Origin of the sequence: Acidovorax sp., assembly GCF_046339755.1 — a bacterium.
Lineage (GTDB): Bacteria > Pseudomonadota > Gammaproteobacteria > Burkholderiales > Burkholderiaceae_C > Acidovorax.
This window is the reverse complement of sequence record NZ_JBKDTZ010000201.1, coordinates 52,367-70,246: the sequence shown is the minus strand read 5'-3', so window position 1 is coordinate 70,246 and position 17,880 is coordinate 52,367. Positions and strand designations below refer to the sequence as shown.

15 protein-coding genes, 1 tRNA gene and 1 pseudogene are annotated in these 17,880 nt (G+C 67.2%); 5 read left to right on the top strand and 12 right to left on the bottom strand.

The window, feature by feature from the left end; genetic code table 11:
• Together ACK59X_RS16740 and ACK59X_RS16735 are read left to right on the top strand one after the other, a co-directional pair.
• Nucleotides 1–180: pseudogene (locus ACK59X_RS16740) on the top strand (LysR family transcriptional regulator); the annotation flags it as partial.
• 93 nt (nucleotides 181–273) lie between these two features.
• On the top strand, nucleotides 274–993 hold the full coding sequence (locus tag ACK59X_RS16735; RefSeq protein ID WP_409958955.1) for a glutathione binding-like protein: 720 nt from the start codon (nucleotides 274–276) through the stop codon (nucleotides 991–993).
• A 211-nt stretch (nucleotides 994–1,204) separates the two neighbouring features.
• Here ACK59X_RS16735 and ACK59X_RS16730 read toward each other — a convergent pair whose 3' ends face one another.
• The 3 genes from ACK59X_RS16730 to ACK59X_RS16720 all read right to left on the bottom strand — a co-directional run bounded on the left by ACK59X_RS16730 (nucleotide 1,205) and on the right by ACK59X_RS16720 (nucleotide 7,934).
• On the bottom strand, nucleotides 1,205–1,456 hold the full coding sequence (locus tag ACK59X_RS16730; RefSeq protein WP_409958953.1) for a hypothetical protein: 252 nt from the start codon (nucleotides 1,454–1,456) through the stop codon (nucleotides 1,205–1,207).
• 242 nt (nucleotides 1,457–1,698) lie between these two features.
• On the bottom strand, nucleotides 1,699–4,689 hold the full coding sequence (locus ACK59X_RS16725; RefSeq protein ID WP_409958951.1) for a beta strand repeat-containing protein: 2,991 nt from the start codon (nucleotides 4,687–4,689) through the stop codon (nucleotides 1,699–1,701).
• Between the two features lie 1,115 nt (nucleotides 4,690–5,804).
• Nucleotides 5,805–7,934 (bottom strand): hypothetical protein, encoded by a 2,130-nt coding sequence (locus tag ACK59X_RS16720; RefSeq protein ID WP_409958950.1) that lies wholly within the window; start codon nucleotides 7,932–7,934, stop codon nucleotides 5,805–5,807.
• A gap of 429 nt (nucleotides 7,935–8,363) precedes the next feature.
• Here ACK59X_RS16720 and ACK59X_RS16715 point away from each other — a divergent pair, with 429 nt between their 5' ends.
• Together ACK59X_RS16715 and ACK59X_RS16710 are read left to right on the top strand one after the other, a co-directional pair.
• Complete coding sequence (locus ACK59X_RS16715) at nucleotides 8,364–8,678, top strand: hypothetical protein (protein ID WP_409958948.1); 315 nt, start codon at nucleotides 8,364–8,366, stop codon at nucleotides 8,676–8,678.
• A gap of 187 nt (nucleotides 8,679–8,865) precedes the next feature.
• Complete coding sequence (locus tag ACK59X_RS16710; protein ID WP_409958946.1) at nucleotides 8,866–9,210, top strand: hypothetical protein; 345 nt, start codon at nucleotides 8,866–8,868, stop codon at nucleotides 9,208–9,210.
• 135 nt (nucleotides 9,211–9,345) lie between these two features.
• Here the strand turns inward: ACK59X_RS16710 and ybaL are convergent, their stop codons facing one another.
• From ybaL to ACK59X_RS16695, 3 genes are all read right to left on the bottom strand, one after another.
• Nucleotides 9,346–11,100, bottom strand: a complete 1,755-nt coding sequence (ybaL, locus tag ACK59X_RS16705) for a YbaL family putative K(+) efflux transporter (RefSeq protein WP_409958944.1) — start codon at nucleotides 11,098–11,100, stop codon at nucleotides 9,346–9,348.
• 764 nt (nucleotides 11,101–11,864) lie between these two features.
• Nucleotides 11,865–12,656 carry a hypothetical protein gene (locus tag ACK59X_RS16700; RefSeq protein ID WP_409958942.1) on the bottom strand — a complete coding sequence of 264 codons (792 nt, stop codon included), beginning with the start codon at nucleotides 12,654–12,656 and terminating at the stop codon, nucleotides 11,865–11,867.
• A gap of 73 nt (nucleotides 12,657–12,729) precedes the next feature.
• Nucleotides 12,730–13,191: a hypothetical protein gene (locus ACK59X_RS16695; protein WP_409958940.1), complete on the bottom strand. Its 462-nt coding sequence runs from the start codon at nucleotides 13,189–13,191 to the stop codon at nucleotides 12,730–12,732.
• Between the two features lie 183 nt (nucleotides 13,192–13,374).
• Between ACK59X_RS16695 and ACK59X_RS16690 the strand changes: the two genes are divergently transcribed.
• Nucleotides 13,375–13,451 (top strand) — tRNA-Arg (locus ACK59X_RS16690).
• A gap of 10 nt (nucleotides 13,452–13,461) precedes the next feature.
• On the opposite strand, the gene ACK59X_RS16685 is transcribed toward ACK59X_RS16690, so the two are convergent.
• The 6 genes from ACK59X_RS16685 to ACK59X_RS16660 form a co-directional block, all read right to left on the bottom strand.
• Complete coding sequence (locus ACK59X_RS16685; protein WP_409958938.1) at nucleotides 13,462–14,289, bottom strand: 4'-phosphopantetheinyl transferase family protein; 828 nt, start codon at nucleotides 14,287–14,289, stop codon at nucleotides 13,462–13,464.
• Nucleotides 14,286–14,753, bottom strand: a complete 468-nt coding sequence (locus ACK59X_RS16680; RefSeq protein ID WP_409958936.1) for an excinuclease ATPase subunit — start codon at nucleotides 14,751–14,753, stop codon at nucleotides 14,286–14,288. Before ACK59X_RS16680 ends, ACK59X_RS16685 begins: the two co-directional genes overlap by 4 nt.
• A 186-nt stretch (nucleotides 14,754–14,939) precedes the next feature.
• Nucleotides 14,940–15,368, bottom strand: a complete 429-nt coding sequence (locus tag ACK59X_RS16675) for an excinuclease ATPase subunit (RefSeq protein WP_409958933.1) — start codon at nucleotides 15,366–15,368, stop codon at nucleotides 14,940–14,942.
• A gap of 81 nt (nucleotides 15,369–15,449) precedes the next feature.
• Nucleotides 15,450–15,872 carry a hypothetical protein gene (locus tag ACK59X_RS16670; protein WP_409958931.1) on the bottom strand — a complete coding sequence of 141 codons (423 nt, stop codon included), beginning with the start codon at nucleotides 15,870–15,872 and terminating at the stop codon, nucleotides 15,450–15,452.
• A gap of 5 nt (nucleotides 15,873–15,877) precedes the next feature.
• Nucleotides 15,878–17,125: a beta-ketoacyl-ACP synthase gene (locus ACK59X_RS16665; RefSeq protein ID WP_409958929.1), complete on the bottom strand. Its 1,248-nt coding sequence runs from the start codon at nucleotides 17,123–17,125 to the stop codon at nucleotides 15,878–15,880.
• Nucleotides 17,122–17,880, bottom strand: a complete 759-nt coding sequence (locus tag ACK59X_RS16660) for a 3-ketoacyl-ACP reductase FabG2 (RefSeq protein WP_409958927.1) — start codon at nucleotides 17,878–17,880, stop codon at nucleotides 17,122–17,124. Before ACK59X_RS16660 ends, ACK59X_RS16665 begins: the two co-directional genes overlap by 4 nt.

Genomic DNA, 17,880 nt, shown 5'->3' with positions numbered 1-17,880 from the left:
GGCAACATCAGTCGCACGCGCACGCTGGCCGACCCGGAGCCGCTGGAGTTCTTTGCCTGCTTTCGCGACCGCCAGCACCTGCCCGCGCCGGTCCGGGTGTTTGTGGACTTCCTTGCCGAGGCCTTGCAGGACCACCCGCTGCTGCGGGTGCCGGTGTGGCCTGTGGCGGTTGCCTCCTGAGCATGCAAAGCAGGGTCTTGCTGTGCAGCCCTGCAGCCCACGCCCAAGGCTGCTACGCTGCCGCTTCCTTCCATTTCCGATGAAGCGCTCTCCATGATCGACCTGCACTACTGGCCCACGCCCAATGGCTGGAAAATCTCCATCATGCTCGAGGAATGCGGCCTGCCCTACCGCACCCTGCCGGTGAACATTGGCCAGGGCGAGCAGTTCAAGCCCGACTTCCTGGCCATCAGCCCCAACAACCGCATGCCGGCCATCGTGGACCACGCGCCGCCGGGCGGCGGGGCGCCGGTGTCGGTGTTCGAGAGCGGCGCCATCCTGATGTACCTGGCCGAGAAGACCGGAAAATTCTGGTCCACCGACCTGCGCCAGCGCTATGCGCAGATGCAGTGGCTGATGTGGCAGATGGGGGGCCTGGGCCCCATGTCGGGCCAGAACGGGCATTTCAAGAACTACGCGCCCGAGAAGGTGCCCTACGCCATCGACCGCTATGGCAAGGAAGTGAACCGTTTGTACGGCGTGCTTGACGGTCAGCTCGCGCGAACGGGGGCTTACGTGGCGGGCGACGACTACTCGATAGCCGACATGGCCAGCCTGCCGTGGATCCGCTCGCACGTGGCCTTCGAGATCCCGCTGGAACCGTTTCCGCACCTCAAGCGCTGGCACGACACCTTGATGGAGCGCCCCGCCGTGCAGCGCGGCCTGGACCTGCTCAAGGACCTGCGCAAGCCCATGACGGACGAGCAGAAGAAGGTGCTGTTCAACCAGACGGCGGAGAGCATTCGGGACAGCGCCAAGCAGGCGGCCGGGTGATACAGCCCGGCGATGCCGCGCCAGTCACGCATCGTAACCAGCACGGCAGCTGGGCGCTGTAGGGCAACGCTGAATAAGTCTTCGCGATGGCGCGCGCCCTGATTTGGGATGGGCTGCTAGGCGCAAAGCGCAGCCATAGCCAGTGCTATGGCGAGCATTTGCGCCGACGCAGACCGCCCAAAGCGGGGCGCGCGGCGCGCGAGGGACTTGTTCAGCGTCGCCCTAGACTGCGGGGCCTGCGCATTCTTTCACCCAAGGCACCATGGCCCCATCCACCACTGCTCTTCACCGCCTGCTCGCCTTTCAACAGCGCTAGGCCGGCCTCGACGCCGAACAACGCCAGGCGGACGCAGAGGGCAGTTACGACGATGACGAAGACGGCAACGAAGAAGTGGAGGCCGCCCCCGCCACCCTGGAAGCCAGCCACCAGCTGATGTTCGCGCCCATCGGCGATCGCTGGCATGTGCACTACCACGGCCCGGCCGCAAGCGTGTCGCTGCAGGTGGCACACAGATTTCCCGGGTGCTATGTGAGCCACTGAACCCGAAGGCGTTCGTGTGGAAGCATCTGCTGGTGAACGGCTGAGCATCACACAAGGCGCAGGCGGCACAGGACACGTTGCGGGCCAGTACCCGCAGCGACGGGACTTCAGCCGCCGTGCGAGCAGGCTGGCCGCCGTGACGCAGGCCGGGCGGCGTGCCGCGCCTAGAGGTAGGTAATCGCAGTCACGACATTTCCGATGGTGACGGCGCTGCCGCTCATGGTACCGACCAGCGTTACCGCGAAGCTCTGCACCCCCACCGTGCTGTCCACGTCTTGCACGTAGTAGATGGAGCCATTCGCGTTGTTGCCCGTGCTGGCGCCCGAGAACGAGAACACTACCACCTTGCCGTTGTCGGCCACGGCCACCTCGCCGGCCACGGCGTTATTGGTCGCCAGCAGGATGTCGGACGAGCCAAGCGAGGAGGTTCCGTAACGCACGCCGATGTTGTTGCCGGCCGTGAGGTCCAGGCCTGCGGAATTGACGTTCGAGTCCACCGCTGCGGTCTGCACCACACCCGCTGTGCCGAGAAACCCCGAGAAATCGAACCTGCCGCCATTGCGCACGCCAGTCAGGGTGTCCGAGCCATTGGCAGAGCCCATTGCCTCGAAGACATAGGTGGCGGTGCCGGCGATGGAGGTGGTGATGGTGTCGTTGCCGCCGCCGCCGCGGAAGGTGTCGTTGACCCGGCCGCCCGACAGCGTGTCCGCGCCCGATCCGCCCGTGATGGTGTTGTTGCCCTGGTACACACCCGTCACCACCATCGCGCGGGTGACGCCAGAGAGGTCGACGGTCGCCGTGGAGCCGCTGGCCTGGTCGTACACCAGGTCGATCTGGGTGATGGAGCCGAGGTTGGTGTCCGACTGGAAAGACAGCGCATAGTTGTGCGCGGCGCCCCCGTTGGCTTCGCTGCGCAGCGCCTCCACATTGGTGATGCGCGCGAGCGACTGCGTGATGCCAACGCTGAACGCGCCGCGGACGGTGATGGCATCGGTGCCGCCGCCGCCATCGATGCTGTCGACTACGGCAGTGCCGGAAATGAACGAGGCCGCATCGGCATAGAAAAAGAAATCGGCGCTGCTGCCGCCGACGATGGTGTCGGCGGTGTTGCCCAGCGCCCAGGTGCCGGTGACGATGTTGCTGCCCACATCAACCGTGGTGGCGTTGCCCGCTGCGCCGATGATGTTGGATGTGCCCCCAGCCACTGTCAGCGCGTTGGAGCCGCCTGCGGAAAGCTGGTAGGTTTCGATGCCGGCCTTTGCGGTGACCGCCCCGCCCGTGGTGACGGTCACCTCGTCCGATCCGCCGGTGGCACCGATGGTGGTGAACGCCGCGTGCTGCGCCCGCGACATGCTGATCGCGCCGTTGATGGTGAGGATCTCGGCCGAGGTGGCGCCCCCGCCGTTCACGCCCGAGAGGTTCACGCCGTTGCCCGCGTTGATCGCGTCGGCAGCGGTGTTCAGGCTGTAGTTGCCGGTGAGCGCCAGGCCGGGGTCGATGAGCAGTGTCACGCTACCCGAACCGCCGGTCACGTTGGTGGTGCCAAGCGCGATGAGGACGGTGTTCGGGGTGCCGGAGTTCCCCACCTGGTAGGTTTCCACGTCCGCGCGGGCGGTGACCGTGCCGCTGTTGATGATGGTCACGCTGTCCGAAGAGCCGGGCGCCGCAATGCTGGCCAGCGCCTCGTGCTGGGCCTGCGTCATGGTGATGCCGCCGGTCATCGTGAGGCTTTCTGCCGTGGTGGCGGCGCCGCCGTTGACGCTGGAGATGTTCGCACCATTGGTCGCGACGACCACATCGGAGCCATTGGCCAGTGCCCAGGTGCCGGTGGGTGCAGCACCCGCAATGGCCAGCGTGGTCGCGGTGCCGGCCGGGGCGCTGACGTTCTGCGTTGCCGCGCCCAGGGTCACGCTGTTGGCGAAGTTGCCGAGCACGAAGTTTTCGACGCTGGCGGCCAGCACACCGCTGGCCAGCGTGGTCACGGTCAGCGTCTGGCTGCCCGTGGTGCCATCGACCAGTGCCGCCTGGGCGGCCGTGAGCCTGTAGCTGCCCGCCGCCAGCACGATGCTGTCGATGCCGGCAGCCGAGATGGCCGAAACATCGCTGGGCGCGGCGCTGGCGATCACGCTGTCCGCGCCGTGGGCCTTCAAGGTGGCGGCCACGCCGCCGCCCAGGGCGGCCAGGGTGTCGCGCACGGTGGTGGTGCCCGGGTCGGTCAGCGTGCCTGCCGCGCCGGTGGTGCCGATGCGGCCCACGGCTGCCTGCGCGGCGGTGAGGGTGTAGTTCTGCCCGCTGGTCAGCGCAAAGCCGCCGACACCGGTGCCGGTGAAGGTGGTGAGGTCTTCACCACCGGCAAGGGCCACCACCAGGGCGGTGCCCGCGCCGGAGAAGGCCTTGCCGCTTGCCAGCGCACTGCTGATGCTGAGGGTGGAACCCGTGGGCACGGCGATGCCGGCCAGCGGGCCCGCCAGCGTGGCGGTGCCCACGCTGCCGCCGCTGCTGGTGAAGGTGAAGGTGCCGCCCGCCTCGGTCACATCGATCTGCGTGCCCGCGCTGGTGAAGGATGCAATGTTGCCCGCGCTCTTGGTCACCGCGAACACCGGTGGCGGCCCGCCACCGCCTGTATCCGGCACCAGCGGTTGATCGAGCACCCGCTTGGCCGCGGCCACCGAGGCCGGGTCCTGCGTCACGTTCTCCAGCACCTTGGCCAGGGCCGTGAAATCGGTCTCCGTACGGCCCAGCACCTGGGAGTGGTAGTAGGCCACCTCGGCCTTGTTCTCCAGCAGCGCGCGCGCGACAGCGTACTGCGGCGGCAGCGTGGGAGAATCCAGGGCCTGCACGGCGGCAAAGATGATCTGCTGCGGCGACACCCCGTCGTTGAAGAGGTCTGCCGCCAGGCGGTGCAGCGGCGCATCGGCCTGCAGGCCCATGCTGGCGAGGAACTTGGTGGCGAACGCTTCGCCCGTCATGCCCGCGGGGTAGCGCGCCTGGAACTGGGGCAGCGACGCCAGCGCCGCCACCGTATCGGGCACGCTGCGGCCCAGGTCCTCAAAGCCCTTTTCCACCACCGGCAGATAGGCATGCCCAGGGGAAATGCCGAACAAGCTGATGACAAGCTTGATGAGGAGCTTCTGCTCCTGTGCAGTGGTCGGCATGGCATCTTTCGCGGTTATGTGTTGTTGGGCCGCGCAAGAGCGAAGCAGCGGTGGCTGACACAGGGAGTCCTGTACCCCACATCTAATCAGAACTCTCGACAAACGCCAGCTATATTTTCGAAAATCGTGTGTTGTATCGACACCTGGGCGCAGGCCGGATGCAACGCAGAGAGCGGATTGCCCGAATGCAGGCAGGCCTTCGCCATCAGGCCAGGCCTTGCATGGACTGAGGACAAGGCCCTGGGGCCCGGCGGCAGCCCGCTAGACTGCAAAGCCTTCGCATCTTTTCACTAACGACACCATGGCAACCTCCCCCGTATTGCACCGCCTGCTCGCCCTTCAACAGCGCCTGGCCGACCTCGACGCCGAACAACGCCAGGCGGACGCAGAGGGCAGTTACGACGATGACGAAGACGGCGAAGAAGAAGTGGAGGCCGTCCCCGCCACCCTGGAGGCCAGCCACCAGCTGATGTTCGCGCCCATCGGCGATCGCTGGCATGTGCACTACCACGGCCCGGCCGCAAGCACGCGCGACACGGAGCAACCCGTCTTTGCCGAGCTGCTGGACACGCTGGCCGAGCCCGCCGTTGCCAAGGCCCTGCATGCGCTGACCTTCACCGGGCCCGACGAGGGCGCCAACGGCACGCGCGAATGGGTGTTCACGCCGCTGATCGAGCGGGAGGTGCCCTTCCCGCACCTGCGCCACCTGGCCATCCCGCAGGCGGACAACACGGCGCACAACGAGGTGTGCATCGTGCGCGAGGGCGAGATCCTCGACGATGCGGGCGATGTGGGGCGGCTGGTCGCGCTAATGCCTGCGCTGGAATCGCTGGAGCTGCCGCAGGCGCCCGAGCCGGACTTCTTCAAGGTGCCACTGCCTGCGCTGCAGCGCCTGAAGATCGGCGCCGGCCACAACCCCAACGGCTTCATCGGCCACCTGGCGCGGCATGCGGCGCAGTACCCTGCCCTGCGTCAGCTCGATTTCAGCGACGTGCTGGGCCCGTTCATGCAGCCCGAGGGTGACTGGCTCGCCACGCCGTTCGAGGACTACGAAGCGCTGCTCCAGTCGGCCATGGGCGAGAAGCTTTGGTCCCTGGTGCTGCGCAACACCCAGCTCACCGAAGCCCAGTACCGGCAGCTGGACCAGATGCGGCGCAATGCCTCGCTGCAGGTGACGCACAACTTCCCGGGGTGCTATGTGAGCCACTGGAATCCGCAGGGGTTTGCGTGGAAGCATCTGCTGGTGAATGGCTGAGCCCCGCAACCTGGTGGCCAGGTGCCTGCTGCACCCTGTACACCCGTAGCTCGTCCTGCGCCTGGGTCACCAGCAGCCGGCCATCGGGGCTGAAGGCCAGGGGGTACTGCACCACGGTGCGGATGCGCTGGCGCACCCGGCCGCTGGCAGCGTCCACGGCGAGCAGTTCGCCGGCACGCGACGCCGGGTGCGCGCGGCGCTCCACCCGCAAGCCGCTGGCAATGGACTCGATGCTGTAGCCCGCATGGCCCGGGGGCAAAGGGCCATCCACCAGCGACACCATGCGGCCCGTGCGCATGTCGAAGGTTCGCAGCCGCTGGCGCTCCTCCTTCCAGGCGTTGAAGCGGGCCACGCCCTGGGCCTGGTCGAATGCGAAGCCCTGCAGTGTTCCATCCGGCGGGAGGCCCGGCCCATCGGGCGGGGGCTGCAGCACGATGGGCACATCGTCCCTGGCCAGGTCGCGAAAGCGCACATAGGGAGGCTGCTGGTCGGTGTGCCAGGACCAGACCGATCCACCCACCTGCTTCAATCCCCTCACATGCCATGGCGCCGCATCGCCATAGCGGCGCTGCGCCAGCACCTTCAGCGACGGCACCTGTAGCTCCACCGCGAGCAGGTTGGCCGCCGTGGGCCGGTACTCCGATCCACAGGCGAACCACAGGGTGGCGCCATCCTGCGTGAATTGCACGGCATCCTGGAAGGATACGGAATCGGCATGGCACTCGTCGCCCGTGTGGCGGTGCTCGCCGGCCGGCACAAAGCCCGGCACGGCATACAACCGCAGCGCGGCCTGGTGGCGGCTGCGCGCACCAGCCGCCCGATCCCCTTGCGTGCGCAGCGCCAGCCAACGCCCATCTGGGCTCCAGGCCCAATCGGGTGATTCATGCGCACCCAGTCCGCCCTGCAGCCGGTGCGCGATGGCACCCGTGGCTGCATCGATGGCGATGACTTGGCGGTCGCGTGCCACCGCGATGATCCAGCGGCCGTCGGGCGACACCGACGCCCTGCGTGGCGTCTCGCGCACCCGCACCGGAACAATGTAGGCGTATTGCAGCAGCGGTTCGCCCTCGGATTCATCGCGGTCTGGTGGGGGTGAGAATGCCCGTTGCACGGCCAACTGCAGCCGCTCGGCCGCACGTGGCCCCAGCGCGGCCACCACCACAGGCACCAGCACCGCGCCTACCAAGGCAGCCGCCGCCAGCCTGCGGTACTGCCCCGGTGACTGCAGCCACGGGGCTTGCGGTGCACCCACGCCACGCGCAAAGATCAGCAGCGCCGCAGCGGCCCAGATGGCCTGCGCGAGGGCCTGGGACAGCACCGCCGAGGCGCGCTTTTGCCAGGTCCAGCCATTCATGGCGCTGCGGGACAGCAGCTCGACGTCCACCCCGGCCTGCGCCCAGAGAACCCACAAGGGGGCGACGACCAGGCTGGCCCCGATGACTGCGCGCAATGCGACCGCCGGGCGCACATGGGCCATGCGGGCGAATACCCAGGCGGGCAGCAGCACCCCGCTCACGGCGAGTATCGGAAGCAGGCCGGCCGCCGACATCCACGGCAGGGCGGTGAGGTCGCCCCCCTGCACCCGTGCCAGCGACTGCATGCTGCGCACCAGCGCCAGTGCCATATGCAGCAGGGGCCCGACCGCAATCGCCCCGGCCATCCACGCCAGGAACATGGCGATCGCAATGCGCCACCAGGGCCGCGCAGGCAGCATCCGCCGCAGCACCAGGGTGTGCAACAGCAGCGGCGCGGCCAAAGCCAGGGCCGCCAACGGGATCAACGCGGACGCAAGCCACGAGGCGAGCGGATCGGTTGCCCGGACCTCCTTGTTCAACGCCGTCCAGCCCACGGCATGGAACAACGGGTTGGCGGCGCAGACGCAAATCCAGGCCAGCGCGATGCCGCGCGTCAGGCGCAGTGCATGGGCGGGGTTGCCGGCGGCAGCGCCGGACGCCGAAGGTGCATGTCCACGTGCATGTGCAAGGTTCACTGGGTCTCGTTCTTCCAGGTGGCGATCCAAGGCGGTTGCCACCGTACGGCGGTAGTGCCCGCGAAAAGAAAAAGTGTCCGGGCCGCCGGTGAGGCGAGGATGAAGTGTGTGAGGGCTGCGTGAAGGAGGCGCTGGCGACCGCGTGGGGACTGGGCCCTCCATCATTCCGTGTTGGGTTCGCATCCGGCATCTCCTTGGGCAAATTCAGCGGCTTTTGCAGTTGCACTCTGCGTGCGGCATACCCTCCATCAATGCACCAAACGGGTGTGGGGTACATCCGTATGGGTTGGGCATTTTTCGCTTATCGTCGATGCAAGCAAACCACCGATGCATGGATGGGTTGCACCGCAAATTGAGCGTGGTGCGCCGCATTGCACTCGGATACACCAGCCGCGCCGGCACACCCACAACCCGCCTCCATCGCAACCCATGATTCCGCCCGAACTTGATCCCGACCAAACCCAGGTTCGGACTTTCTTCAGAGGGCTGGCGGCGCTGTTGTTGCTGGCGATGGCGGGAATGCTGGTTTACGGGTCGGTGCCGCTGATCCTGGAACCGGGTCCCGCAAAAATCCAGTGTCCAGTACAGCCTCGCAAGCTGGCTTGCGAGCTGGGCGCCAGCATGGTCAACGCACTCCCTGCAGTTGCGCAACGCACCGCTCTCGGGGTGGCGGGCCTTGCCGCAACTGCAGGCATCGGTTGGGTGATCTGGGCGTTCACCTTGCGGAAGAAGACCCAAGGCTGACCGCCTGCATGGCCAGGCTGGCGCGTGGCCTTTGAATTCTGTCGGCCACTCTTGTCCACTGGGAGCTGCTTTACCATTGACCCGGTGGGTGCCGGCCCCCAACTCAAGCGTGACCCACGAGCTCCGAAGCATTCGTCTCGGCCCCGCCCTTTTTGAATTGACACAGTGCAATGCACCCCCAGGCCCGATGCCGCAAACTGCCAGGACCGTGAAGAACCGATATTGCGTGCTGCTGGGCGGTTGCATGGGGGTTGTCTGGCTGATCGGTGTGTTCGGGATTTTTTCCGTGGTCCGGGACCCCGTTTTTGGGGACTGGAATGGCGGCGATGCGAGCACGCTCGTCGTCGTGGCGAATGTGCTCGCCTATCTTGCAACATGCCCGCTGATCGCCATGGCGATCCCCTCGATGTGCAGTGGTCGCTTCAGAAACTTCAAGGCTTTGTGCCTGCTGGCACTGGGCAGCCTCGTCCTTGTGGTGGTAGTGACAGCACTCCTGCTCGGGTTCGGCAATCTTGCGGGTCTTGCGAGGTGAGCGGCATTGCCGATCACTGCACGCGCGCTGCGCAGCTTGCGCAACCATGGCTGTGCATGGCGACCACTTCGATGGGGGGCTGTGGGGCCGCCGCACGCACGGCACTATGCCGGGCGATTGGAAGACGGCGCCCGCTCAGCCGCTCTCGTGCAGGCGCGCGGGCGTGGTCGCAGTCCCGTGCCGCGCCATGTCGTTCGCCCGCTCCAACACGTGCCGCACCATGGCCTGCGACAGCGCCTCTTCGGCCAAAAAGACGGTGCTGCCGTTTTCCTCTTCGAGCAGGCGGGCCTCCTGCTCGTTGTGGCTGCGGATCACGGTCTCGATACTGGGGTTGAGCAGCGTGGCGGTGGCGATCATCTGGCGCACCTTGATGGTGTCGGGGGTGGCGATGACCAGCATGGCGGCGCGGGCGATGTGGGCCTGGATCAGCACGGCGGGCTCTTCGGCGTCGCCAAACACGGCGGCGATGCCCTTGCCGCGCAGGTGCTCGACCAGCTCGCGGTTCTGCTCGGCCACGACAAAGGGTACGTCGTTGGCGGCCAGGGCTGCGGCGATGCGCCGGCCCACCTTGCCATATCCGACCAGCACCACCTGGTGCGCGAGGAACTTGGCGTGGGTGCTCATGGGCAGCTCGGCCAGCGGGTCGTCGCGCTCCTCCAGCCGGCGCGCAAAGGCCGAGCGCTTGCGCAGCCAGCTTTGCAACGGCGCGATGGCGTGGAACAGCATGGGGTTGAGCGCCATGGAGATCAGCGCACCGGCCAGCACCAGGCTGGTGCCCTCGGCCGGCAGCAGGCCCAGCGATGCGCCCAGGCCCACCAGGATGAAGGAGAACTCTCCTATCTGCGCCAGGCTGGCCGAGACAGTGAGCGCGGTGTTGAGCGGGTAGCGGAACGAGAGCACCAGCGCAGCGGCCGCAAGGGTCTTGCCCAGCATGATGATGGCCACCACGGCCAGCACCTGCAGGGGGCGGTCCCACAGCACGGCGGGGTTGAACAGCATGCCCACCGAGACGAAGAACAGCACGGCGAAGGCGTCGCGCAGGGGCAGCGATTCCTGCGCGGCGCGGTGGCTGAACTCGGACTCGCGCATCACCATGCCGGCGAAGAAGGCGCCCAGCGCAAACGACACGCCGAACAGCGCGGCCGAGCCGAAGGCGATGCCCACGGCCGCGGCCACCACGCACAGCGTGAACAGCTCGCGCGAGCCGGTGCGCGCCACCTGCCACAGCACCCAGGGGAACACGCGGCGCCCCACCACCAGCATCAGCACCACGAAGCCGCCCACCTGCAGCAGGGTGAGCCCCAGGGTCTTGAGCAGGTCCTGCGCATCGGCACCATGGCCGCCGGCCGCGCCGTTGCTGCCGCCCAGCACACCTGCAAGCGGCGGCAGCAGCACCAGCACCAGCACCATGACCAGGTCTTCGACCACCAGCCAGCCCACCGCGATGCGGCCGGTGTAGGTCTCCAGAATGCCCAGGGTTTCGAGCGCGCGCAGCAGCACCACCGTACTGGCCACCGACAGCGACAACCCGAACACCAGCGCCCCGCCCAACCCCCAGCCCCACCAGTAGGCCAGGCCCATGCCCATGAGCGTGGCCACCATGATCTGCACGATGGCCCCGGGCACGGCGATCTTGCGCACCGCGAGCAGGTCACCCAGCGAGAAATGCAGGCCCACGCCGAACATCAGGAGCATCACCCCGATCTCGGCCAGCTGGCTGGCCATGCCCGCATCGGCCACGAAGCCGGGCGTGAACGGCCCGATCACCACCCCGGCCAGCAGGTAGCCCACCAGCGCCGGCAGGCGCAGCCGCGTGGCGACAAAACCCAGCGCCAGCGCCAGCCCCAGGGCGGCGGCGATGGTGTTGATGAGGTTGACGCTGTGGGGCATGGGGATCGAACGCTGTTATGTAAGCAGTGGTTGCGGGAACGTGCGCACACGCATGCAGGGCACACCAGCAAGAGGCATGCCCTGGATCGCAAATTCGTGAATGGATATCTTATAACCTGAAGCTGCAGGGGGTGCAAAATCAGGGTACTGGTTCTGAGATGCGCCAACCCACACACCCTCCACCCGGGCCCGACAGCCCGGACAGCCGTCCAGGCCCGGCAAGAATTGCCTGAGTGTGCGAGTCCGAGCAGGGCCATGCGGCCCCCGAACAGCCGCAGGGCGCCTGGCCGTCAGCCCCTGCACATCACTGCGGCACCAGCCCGGTACCGCGGTGCTTGCATTTGCGTGCGTCCTGGCGCACCAGTTCCCGGCAGTCCGGGCAGTGCACATGGGTGTTGGCGGTGATGGGCTCCGGCCTCGTCCTTGGGCAAGGCGGCCAGGCCGTGCTTGGGCAGCACCAGCACCAGGGTGAAACCGACCAGCGGCGAGAAGATCACCGAGATGAAGAACCAGGCCAGGCACTGCGCCCGCGCGAGCTGGCCACCAGGCTGACCAGGGCAGCAAGAATGATCCAGGCAATGATCAATCCCATGGGTACCTCCTTCGTTCTGCAGAGAAGCGCAGGGTAGCGAGGGCCTGCGATTTTTCATCAGGATCTTTGCCAAGCGCTTTGGCTGCCGCCCACCCGGGCAGGCCTGCGGGCGGAAAGGCTGCTGCGTGAGCCGGCACGGCTCAGCGTGCCATGGAATCCGCTATGGAATCGGCTACGCCATCACGCGGCAGATTCCCGATGCGCAGGCGATGTTCAACTGCTTGCCGTGGGTGCACGCGGCGGCAAAGAGCGTGTCCACACCTGCCAGGCCGGTCCTTTCGACCTGGGGATTTTCCTGGCACTGCTGTTCCTTCGCGAGCGCGTTGGCTGCGGCAATGTCAGCCTCCTGGGCGGGCGATACCGGCGGGGGCTTCGGTGTGGGATGGGGGTCCCTGATTTCCAGAAACCCCTGCTTTGCCTTGACCAGAGCAATGCCCCACAAGCTGGAACGCGCAAACTCCACCGGCACGCCCTTCTCCCATCCCAGGAAATTGGAGTTCACCAAGGGCAGCTTGTACTTGAAGGCAATTGCCTCCAACCCGGTTCTGCTCACAGGCGGTGCATTCGGGTAGGTGCGGACATTGTCACTATGGGCATAGAACTCGATGGATCGGCCCCAGACGATGCCGGCGTCCTTGTAGGCTTCCAGGGCCTCTTCCAGCGCCGTGCTGGGCAGTGCGCTCCCCTGCTGCTGGTAGACCGCGAGCGCACGTGCCAAGGTGACCACTGACGACTGGTAGTCGTTGTAGGACAGCCCCACGCCCAGGCCGGCACGCATGGAGGCGAACGCCTGTTCCAGCGTATCGATCGCGGCAGCCTGGGGCGCCACTGCCGTCGCCCCCATTGCGGCCTTGAGGCACTCCAGGCGCTTGTCGGCGGCCGGGACGGCATTGCAGGCCTCGATTAGGGCCTGCACGGCTCCGGCAAGCAGAAGGCCTGCCAAGGCGGCTGTGTAGTACTTCATTCCTCTTTCCATTTCAGTTGCTGCATGCCCCGGGGCCCCGCAAAAGCGGCACGGCGGGCCCCGCGGAAGGGGGCTACGGCTTGCGCCCCCACTTGGCTTCGTAGTCTCGCTCCATCTTCTCGCAGGCACCGGCCACGAAGCGTGATGTCGCCGCATCGAGCGACTTGCGGCCCTGTTCGCTCCAGCACAGCTTGATGGCGTCCTGCTCCCTCCAGCGCGCATCCCGCTGCGGGTTGTCGCCCATGAGGGCCCCGATGATCAGCAAGGCCCCAATGGCAATCACCGGTGCGAGCAGCACCCACCCCCACCAGGGAAGCAGCCGCTTCTTGCCCGGGGGGTTGGTGGGTGGGGGTGGCACCTCGGTAGCGACCGGCGGTGCACTGGACGCGACCTTGGCCCGTATATAGGCCGCCTTCGCGCGCTGCTCGTCGCCGTCGTTCTCGGCAAAGCACCTGGCCCACAGGGCCGGGTCCCTATCGGCAGGAGACTCTGCCTCCTTCATCGCTGCAGCCCAATGGTCTTGCGATCCTTGCATGCACACTCCCTCAATAGTCAGTCAATCCATGTTGTTGTGGCTTGAACAGCGCGGCGCGGCCCATCGTTTGGCCGATCATGCCTGCTCGAACGGGTATCATTCGGACCCTGCACATCCGGACGTTTGCGGAATACTCTGCCAACGCCCACAAAATAATAGCGCCAAACGCAATGTTGGCGCTGTCTGCCTGTAGCTCAACTGGATAGAGCAATAGCCTTCTAAGCTATAGGTCGGGGGTTCGAGTCCCTCCAGGCAGGCCACTTTTCTTGTTCACCCCTCCCGGCATTCGCTTGCCTGCCAGTTTGGCAGCCCGGCCAGGTGCCACGCGTCCTCCCCTTGCCACGCAATGCCCGCATCGGTCTGGGTGGGCGAAGCGGAAGTCAGCGAGTCGTCCGCCCCCGGCAGCCTGCACACCGAAAGCAGCACGCCATGGCCATCGGCTGTGGCACCGTGCCATGACCTCGCGTGCGCCAGAACCTGCCCTTGGCCGGCCTGGGCTGCGGGCATGCACTCGATGCGCCGGATCACCGAAAAATCCACGCCCGTGCCGGTGCACTTGAAATACGCCTCCTTGAGGCTCCAGATCTGCAGGAAGTGGCGCTGGCGCTCGGCCCCCTCATCCAGGGCCTGCAGTTGCGCCGTCTCCCCCGGCGTGCAGGCCATGGCGGCCAGGGCAAGCACGTCGCGCCGTCCCCGGTGCGCCAAGTCCTTCACCTCCAGGTCGATGCCCACCGGGTAAGGGGCTGCAGCGCAGGCCAGCCAGGCGCCGCTGTGCGTGAGGGACAGGTGGGTGGCGGCCGCGGCCTGGGCGCCATGGTGCTCTGCGTTCAAATGCGGCGCCCTGCCCTCGGGCGCATCCAGGCGCCAGTCGCTGGCCGGGATGTCGCTGCCCGCGGCCAGCAGATGCCGCAAGGCCCAGCGGCAGGCGATGAACTCCACGCGCCGCGCCGGGTTGTGCATGCCGGCCAGCCGGGCCTGTTCGCTGCCGGTCAGCCACTGCGCTGCCTGCTGGCCGGCAACGGCCGCCAGGGGGGCCTGCGCGGCCAGCAGCAGGCGCAGCCGGCCTGGTGGGGCGGCCGGCTGCTGCTGCGCAATCACGGTGCCGTGCGCACGTAGGTGCCCTTCAGGGACACGCCGGTGAGCATGGAGCCCCGGTAGCACTCGAAGTTGACCGGGTCCTTGAAGGTCTTTTCCTTGAAGAAGCTGTGCAGGTCGACCACGGCATTGGCGCCCCGGGCCTTGGCGTTGTCCTGCAGGGTCATGAGGCCGGACAGTGCTGCCCAGTGGCAGGCAAACACGGGCTCCTTGCCGGGGTTGTTGGTGCGGCGGTTGACATGCTCCTGGCCCAGCGGGGCGCCCAGCAGCTCGGGCGTGGGTGCGCCAGACAGGTAGAACTTCACGCTGCCATCGAGCTTGCCCTCCTGCAGGCCAAGCCGCACCGCTTCCTCCAGCGGCAGCAGCGACAACTGGTCGCGCGCCTGCGCCAGCGGGGTGGCACACAGGGCGGCCGCTGCGGCCAGTGCCAGGGGCAGCCGCCTGGCGGTCGTTGTCTGAATGGTCATGCTTTTTCCTTCCCTCTTTGGTTTCTCATGGAGTTTTTCATCATCTGCCATTCCTCACGGCGCACTTCACGCCACGCACCGGCCCACGAAACTGGCGCGGCACAGGCAAGCGCCCCCGTGCAAGGGCCGCCCCGCCGCACCGGGGGCGTCCCCCTTGGGGGGATGACGCGAAGCGGCTCAGGGTGCTCACACCCTTGCGAAAGTCCCCTTGAGCGTCACACCGATCACGACGGCGCCGGCATGGCACTCGTAGTTGGTGGCGTTCTTGTAGGTGGCGCGCCGGTAGAAGCTGTGCAGGTCGACCACGGCATTGGCGCCCTTTTGTTTGGCAGACTCCTGGAAGGCGATCAGCGCCGACAGGGCGGCCCACTTGCAGCCATAGGCGTCGTCCTTGCCCACGCCGTTGGTCTTCTTGTTGGCGATGTCCTCGCCCAGGCGGGCGCTGACCTTGGGCGTCTTGGCGCCTGAGAGATAGAACTTCACGCTGCCATCGAGCTTGCCCTGCTCCACGCCCATGCGCACCACTTCATCGAGGGGCAGCGTCAGCACCGTGTTGCGGGCGTGTACCGCGCCCACGGCCGACAGTGCGGCCAGCGCCAGAACCCATTGCTTCATGCGGACTCTCCTGTTGCGTTGCTGGCCCCTGCCACACGGCAGGGGCGGTTTCGAATGGCTTGCCTGGGCGCAGCGCCGGCTTCAGGCGCCGCCGCTGATACGCTGGATGAGGTTGCGGATCCAGCGGTTGTAGTTGGGGTGGATGCGGCGGTTGCCATCCACTTCGGCATAGTTGAGGTTATAGCTGCTGACGTAGTCGATCTTGTAACCGGCATGGTCATAGCGTACGGCGATGTGCGCCATGTGCTTGCCCTGCTTGTCGTACTGCAGCTCCACCACGCCCGGGGCTTCGCGGGTCACGACCCAGCCCAGCGACTGGCCGGCCAGGATGATGCGGTCGCGCACCTGCGCCGCGGTGGGCACATAGGCGCCCGAGAAGACGACCTGCGGCGCGTCGGCAAGTGCTTCGGCGCGCGCATGGACCGTGCCACTGTGCAGGGCCAGTGCCAGCACGGCCGCCGTGGCCAGGGCGGTCCCGCGGCCGATGTGCTTCTGAATACCCATGTTTGCTACTCCCTCCATCGTTTGAAAATCAAGGACGTGTTGATGCCGCCAAAGGCGAAGTTGTTGCTCATCACCACGTCGGTATCGAGCTGGCGCGCCTGGCCCATGATGTAGTCCAGCGCGCCGCAGCGCGGGTCGGGCTCGGTGAGGTTGGCGTTCTGGGCGAACCAGCCCTCGCGCATCATCTGCAGCGTCATCCAGGCCTCCAGCGCGCCGCAGGCGCCCAGGGTGTGGCCCATGTAGCCCTTGAGGGTGCTCACGGGCACTTTGCTGCCGAAAACCTCGTGCGTGGCATGGCTCTCGGCGATGTCGCCCTGGTCGGTGGCGGTGCCATGGGCGTTGATGTAGCCGATGTCGCCCGGCGCCAGGCCTGCGTCGTCGAGCGCCATGCGCATGGCCTGGGCCATGGTGGCTGCGTTGGGGTGGGTGACGTGGGTGCCGTCGGAGTTGGTGCCGAAGCCGATGATCTCGCCCAGGATCTGCACGCCGCGCGCCTGGGCGTGGCCGAGTTCTTCGAGCACGAAGGTGCAGGCGCCCTCGCCCAGCACCAGGCCGTCGCGCGCCGCGTCGAAGGGCCGGGGCGTGAGCTCGGGCGTGTCGTTCTTCGTGCTGGTGGCGAACAGGGTGTCGAACACTGCCGCCTGGATGGCGTCGAGCTCTTCGGCCCCGCCGGCCAGCATGGCCAGCTGCTTGCCGCTCTGGATGGCCTCGTAGGCGTAGCCCAGGCCCTGGCTGCCCGAGGTGCAGGCGCTGGAGGTGGTGACGATGCGCCCCGTGGCGCCGAAGAACACGCCGATGTTCACCGCCGCCGTGTGCGACATCATCTTGAGGTAGGTGTTGGCGTTGATGCCCTCGGTGCTCTTGCCGGCGATCATGCGGCCGAAGTCGCCAATGGCAGCCGGCGTGCCCGCCGATGAGCCGTACGAAATGCCCATCTGCCCGCTCTTGACGAAGGGGTCGCCCAGCAGGCCGGCGCCCTCCAGCGCGATCTCGGTGGCGCGCGTGGCCATCACGGCCACGCGGCCCATGCTGCGCATGGTCTTGCGGTTGTAGTGCGCGGGCAGCTCGAAGGGTGCGGCGGTGCAGGCCAACTGCGTGTTCAAGCCCTCGTAGACCGCCCAGTCGGGCATGCGGCGGATGACGTTGCGGCCGCTTCGCAGTTGGCTGCACACCGTGGCCCAGTCGTTGCCCAGCGGGCTGATGGCACCGATGCCGGTGATGACCACGCGGCGTTTGCTTGGGGAACTGCTCATCCGACCATTCCCCCATTGACCGAGATCACCTGGCGCGTGATGTACGAGGCTTCAGGCCCCATGAGGAAGGCGACCGCGCCAGCCACCTCGTCCACCGTGCCCATGCGGCGCATGGGGATCATCTCCAGCGCGTGCTTGAGCACGTCTTCGCTCACCATCTCGGTGTCGATCAACCCCGGCGCCACGCAGTTGACGGTGATGTCGCGCTTGGCCAGCTCGATGGCCAGGGACTTGGTGGCGCCGATCACCCCGGCCTTGGCCGCGCTGTAGTTGGCCTGGCCACGGTTGCCCATGAGGGCCGAGACCGATGCCAGCGTGACGATGCGCCCGGGCTTGCGCCGGCGCACCATGGGCATGACCACGGGGTGCAGCACGTTGTAGAAGGCGTCGAGGTTGGTGTGCACCACGCGGTCCCATTCCTCGCCGGTCATGGCGGGGAAAGCATTGTCCATGGCGATCCCGGCGTTGCAGACCACGCCGTAGTAGGCGCCATGGGCTTGCATGTCGGCCTCCAGTGCGGCGGCGCACGCGGCGCGGTCGGCCACGTCGAACTGCAGCACGCGGGCACCGCGGCCCAGGGCCTGGATCTCGGCCACGGCGCTGTGCGCCTGCTCGATGCCGCTGCGGCAGTGCACCACGATGTCGTGGCCGTTGCGGGCCAGGCGCAGCGCGATGGCGCGGCCGATGCCCCGGCTGGAGCCGGTCACCAGCACGGTGGTGGCTGTGGTGCTTGTCTTCGTTGTCTGCTCGGTCAT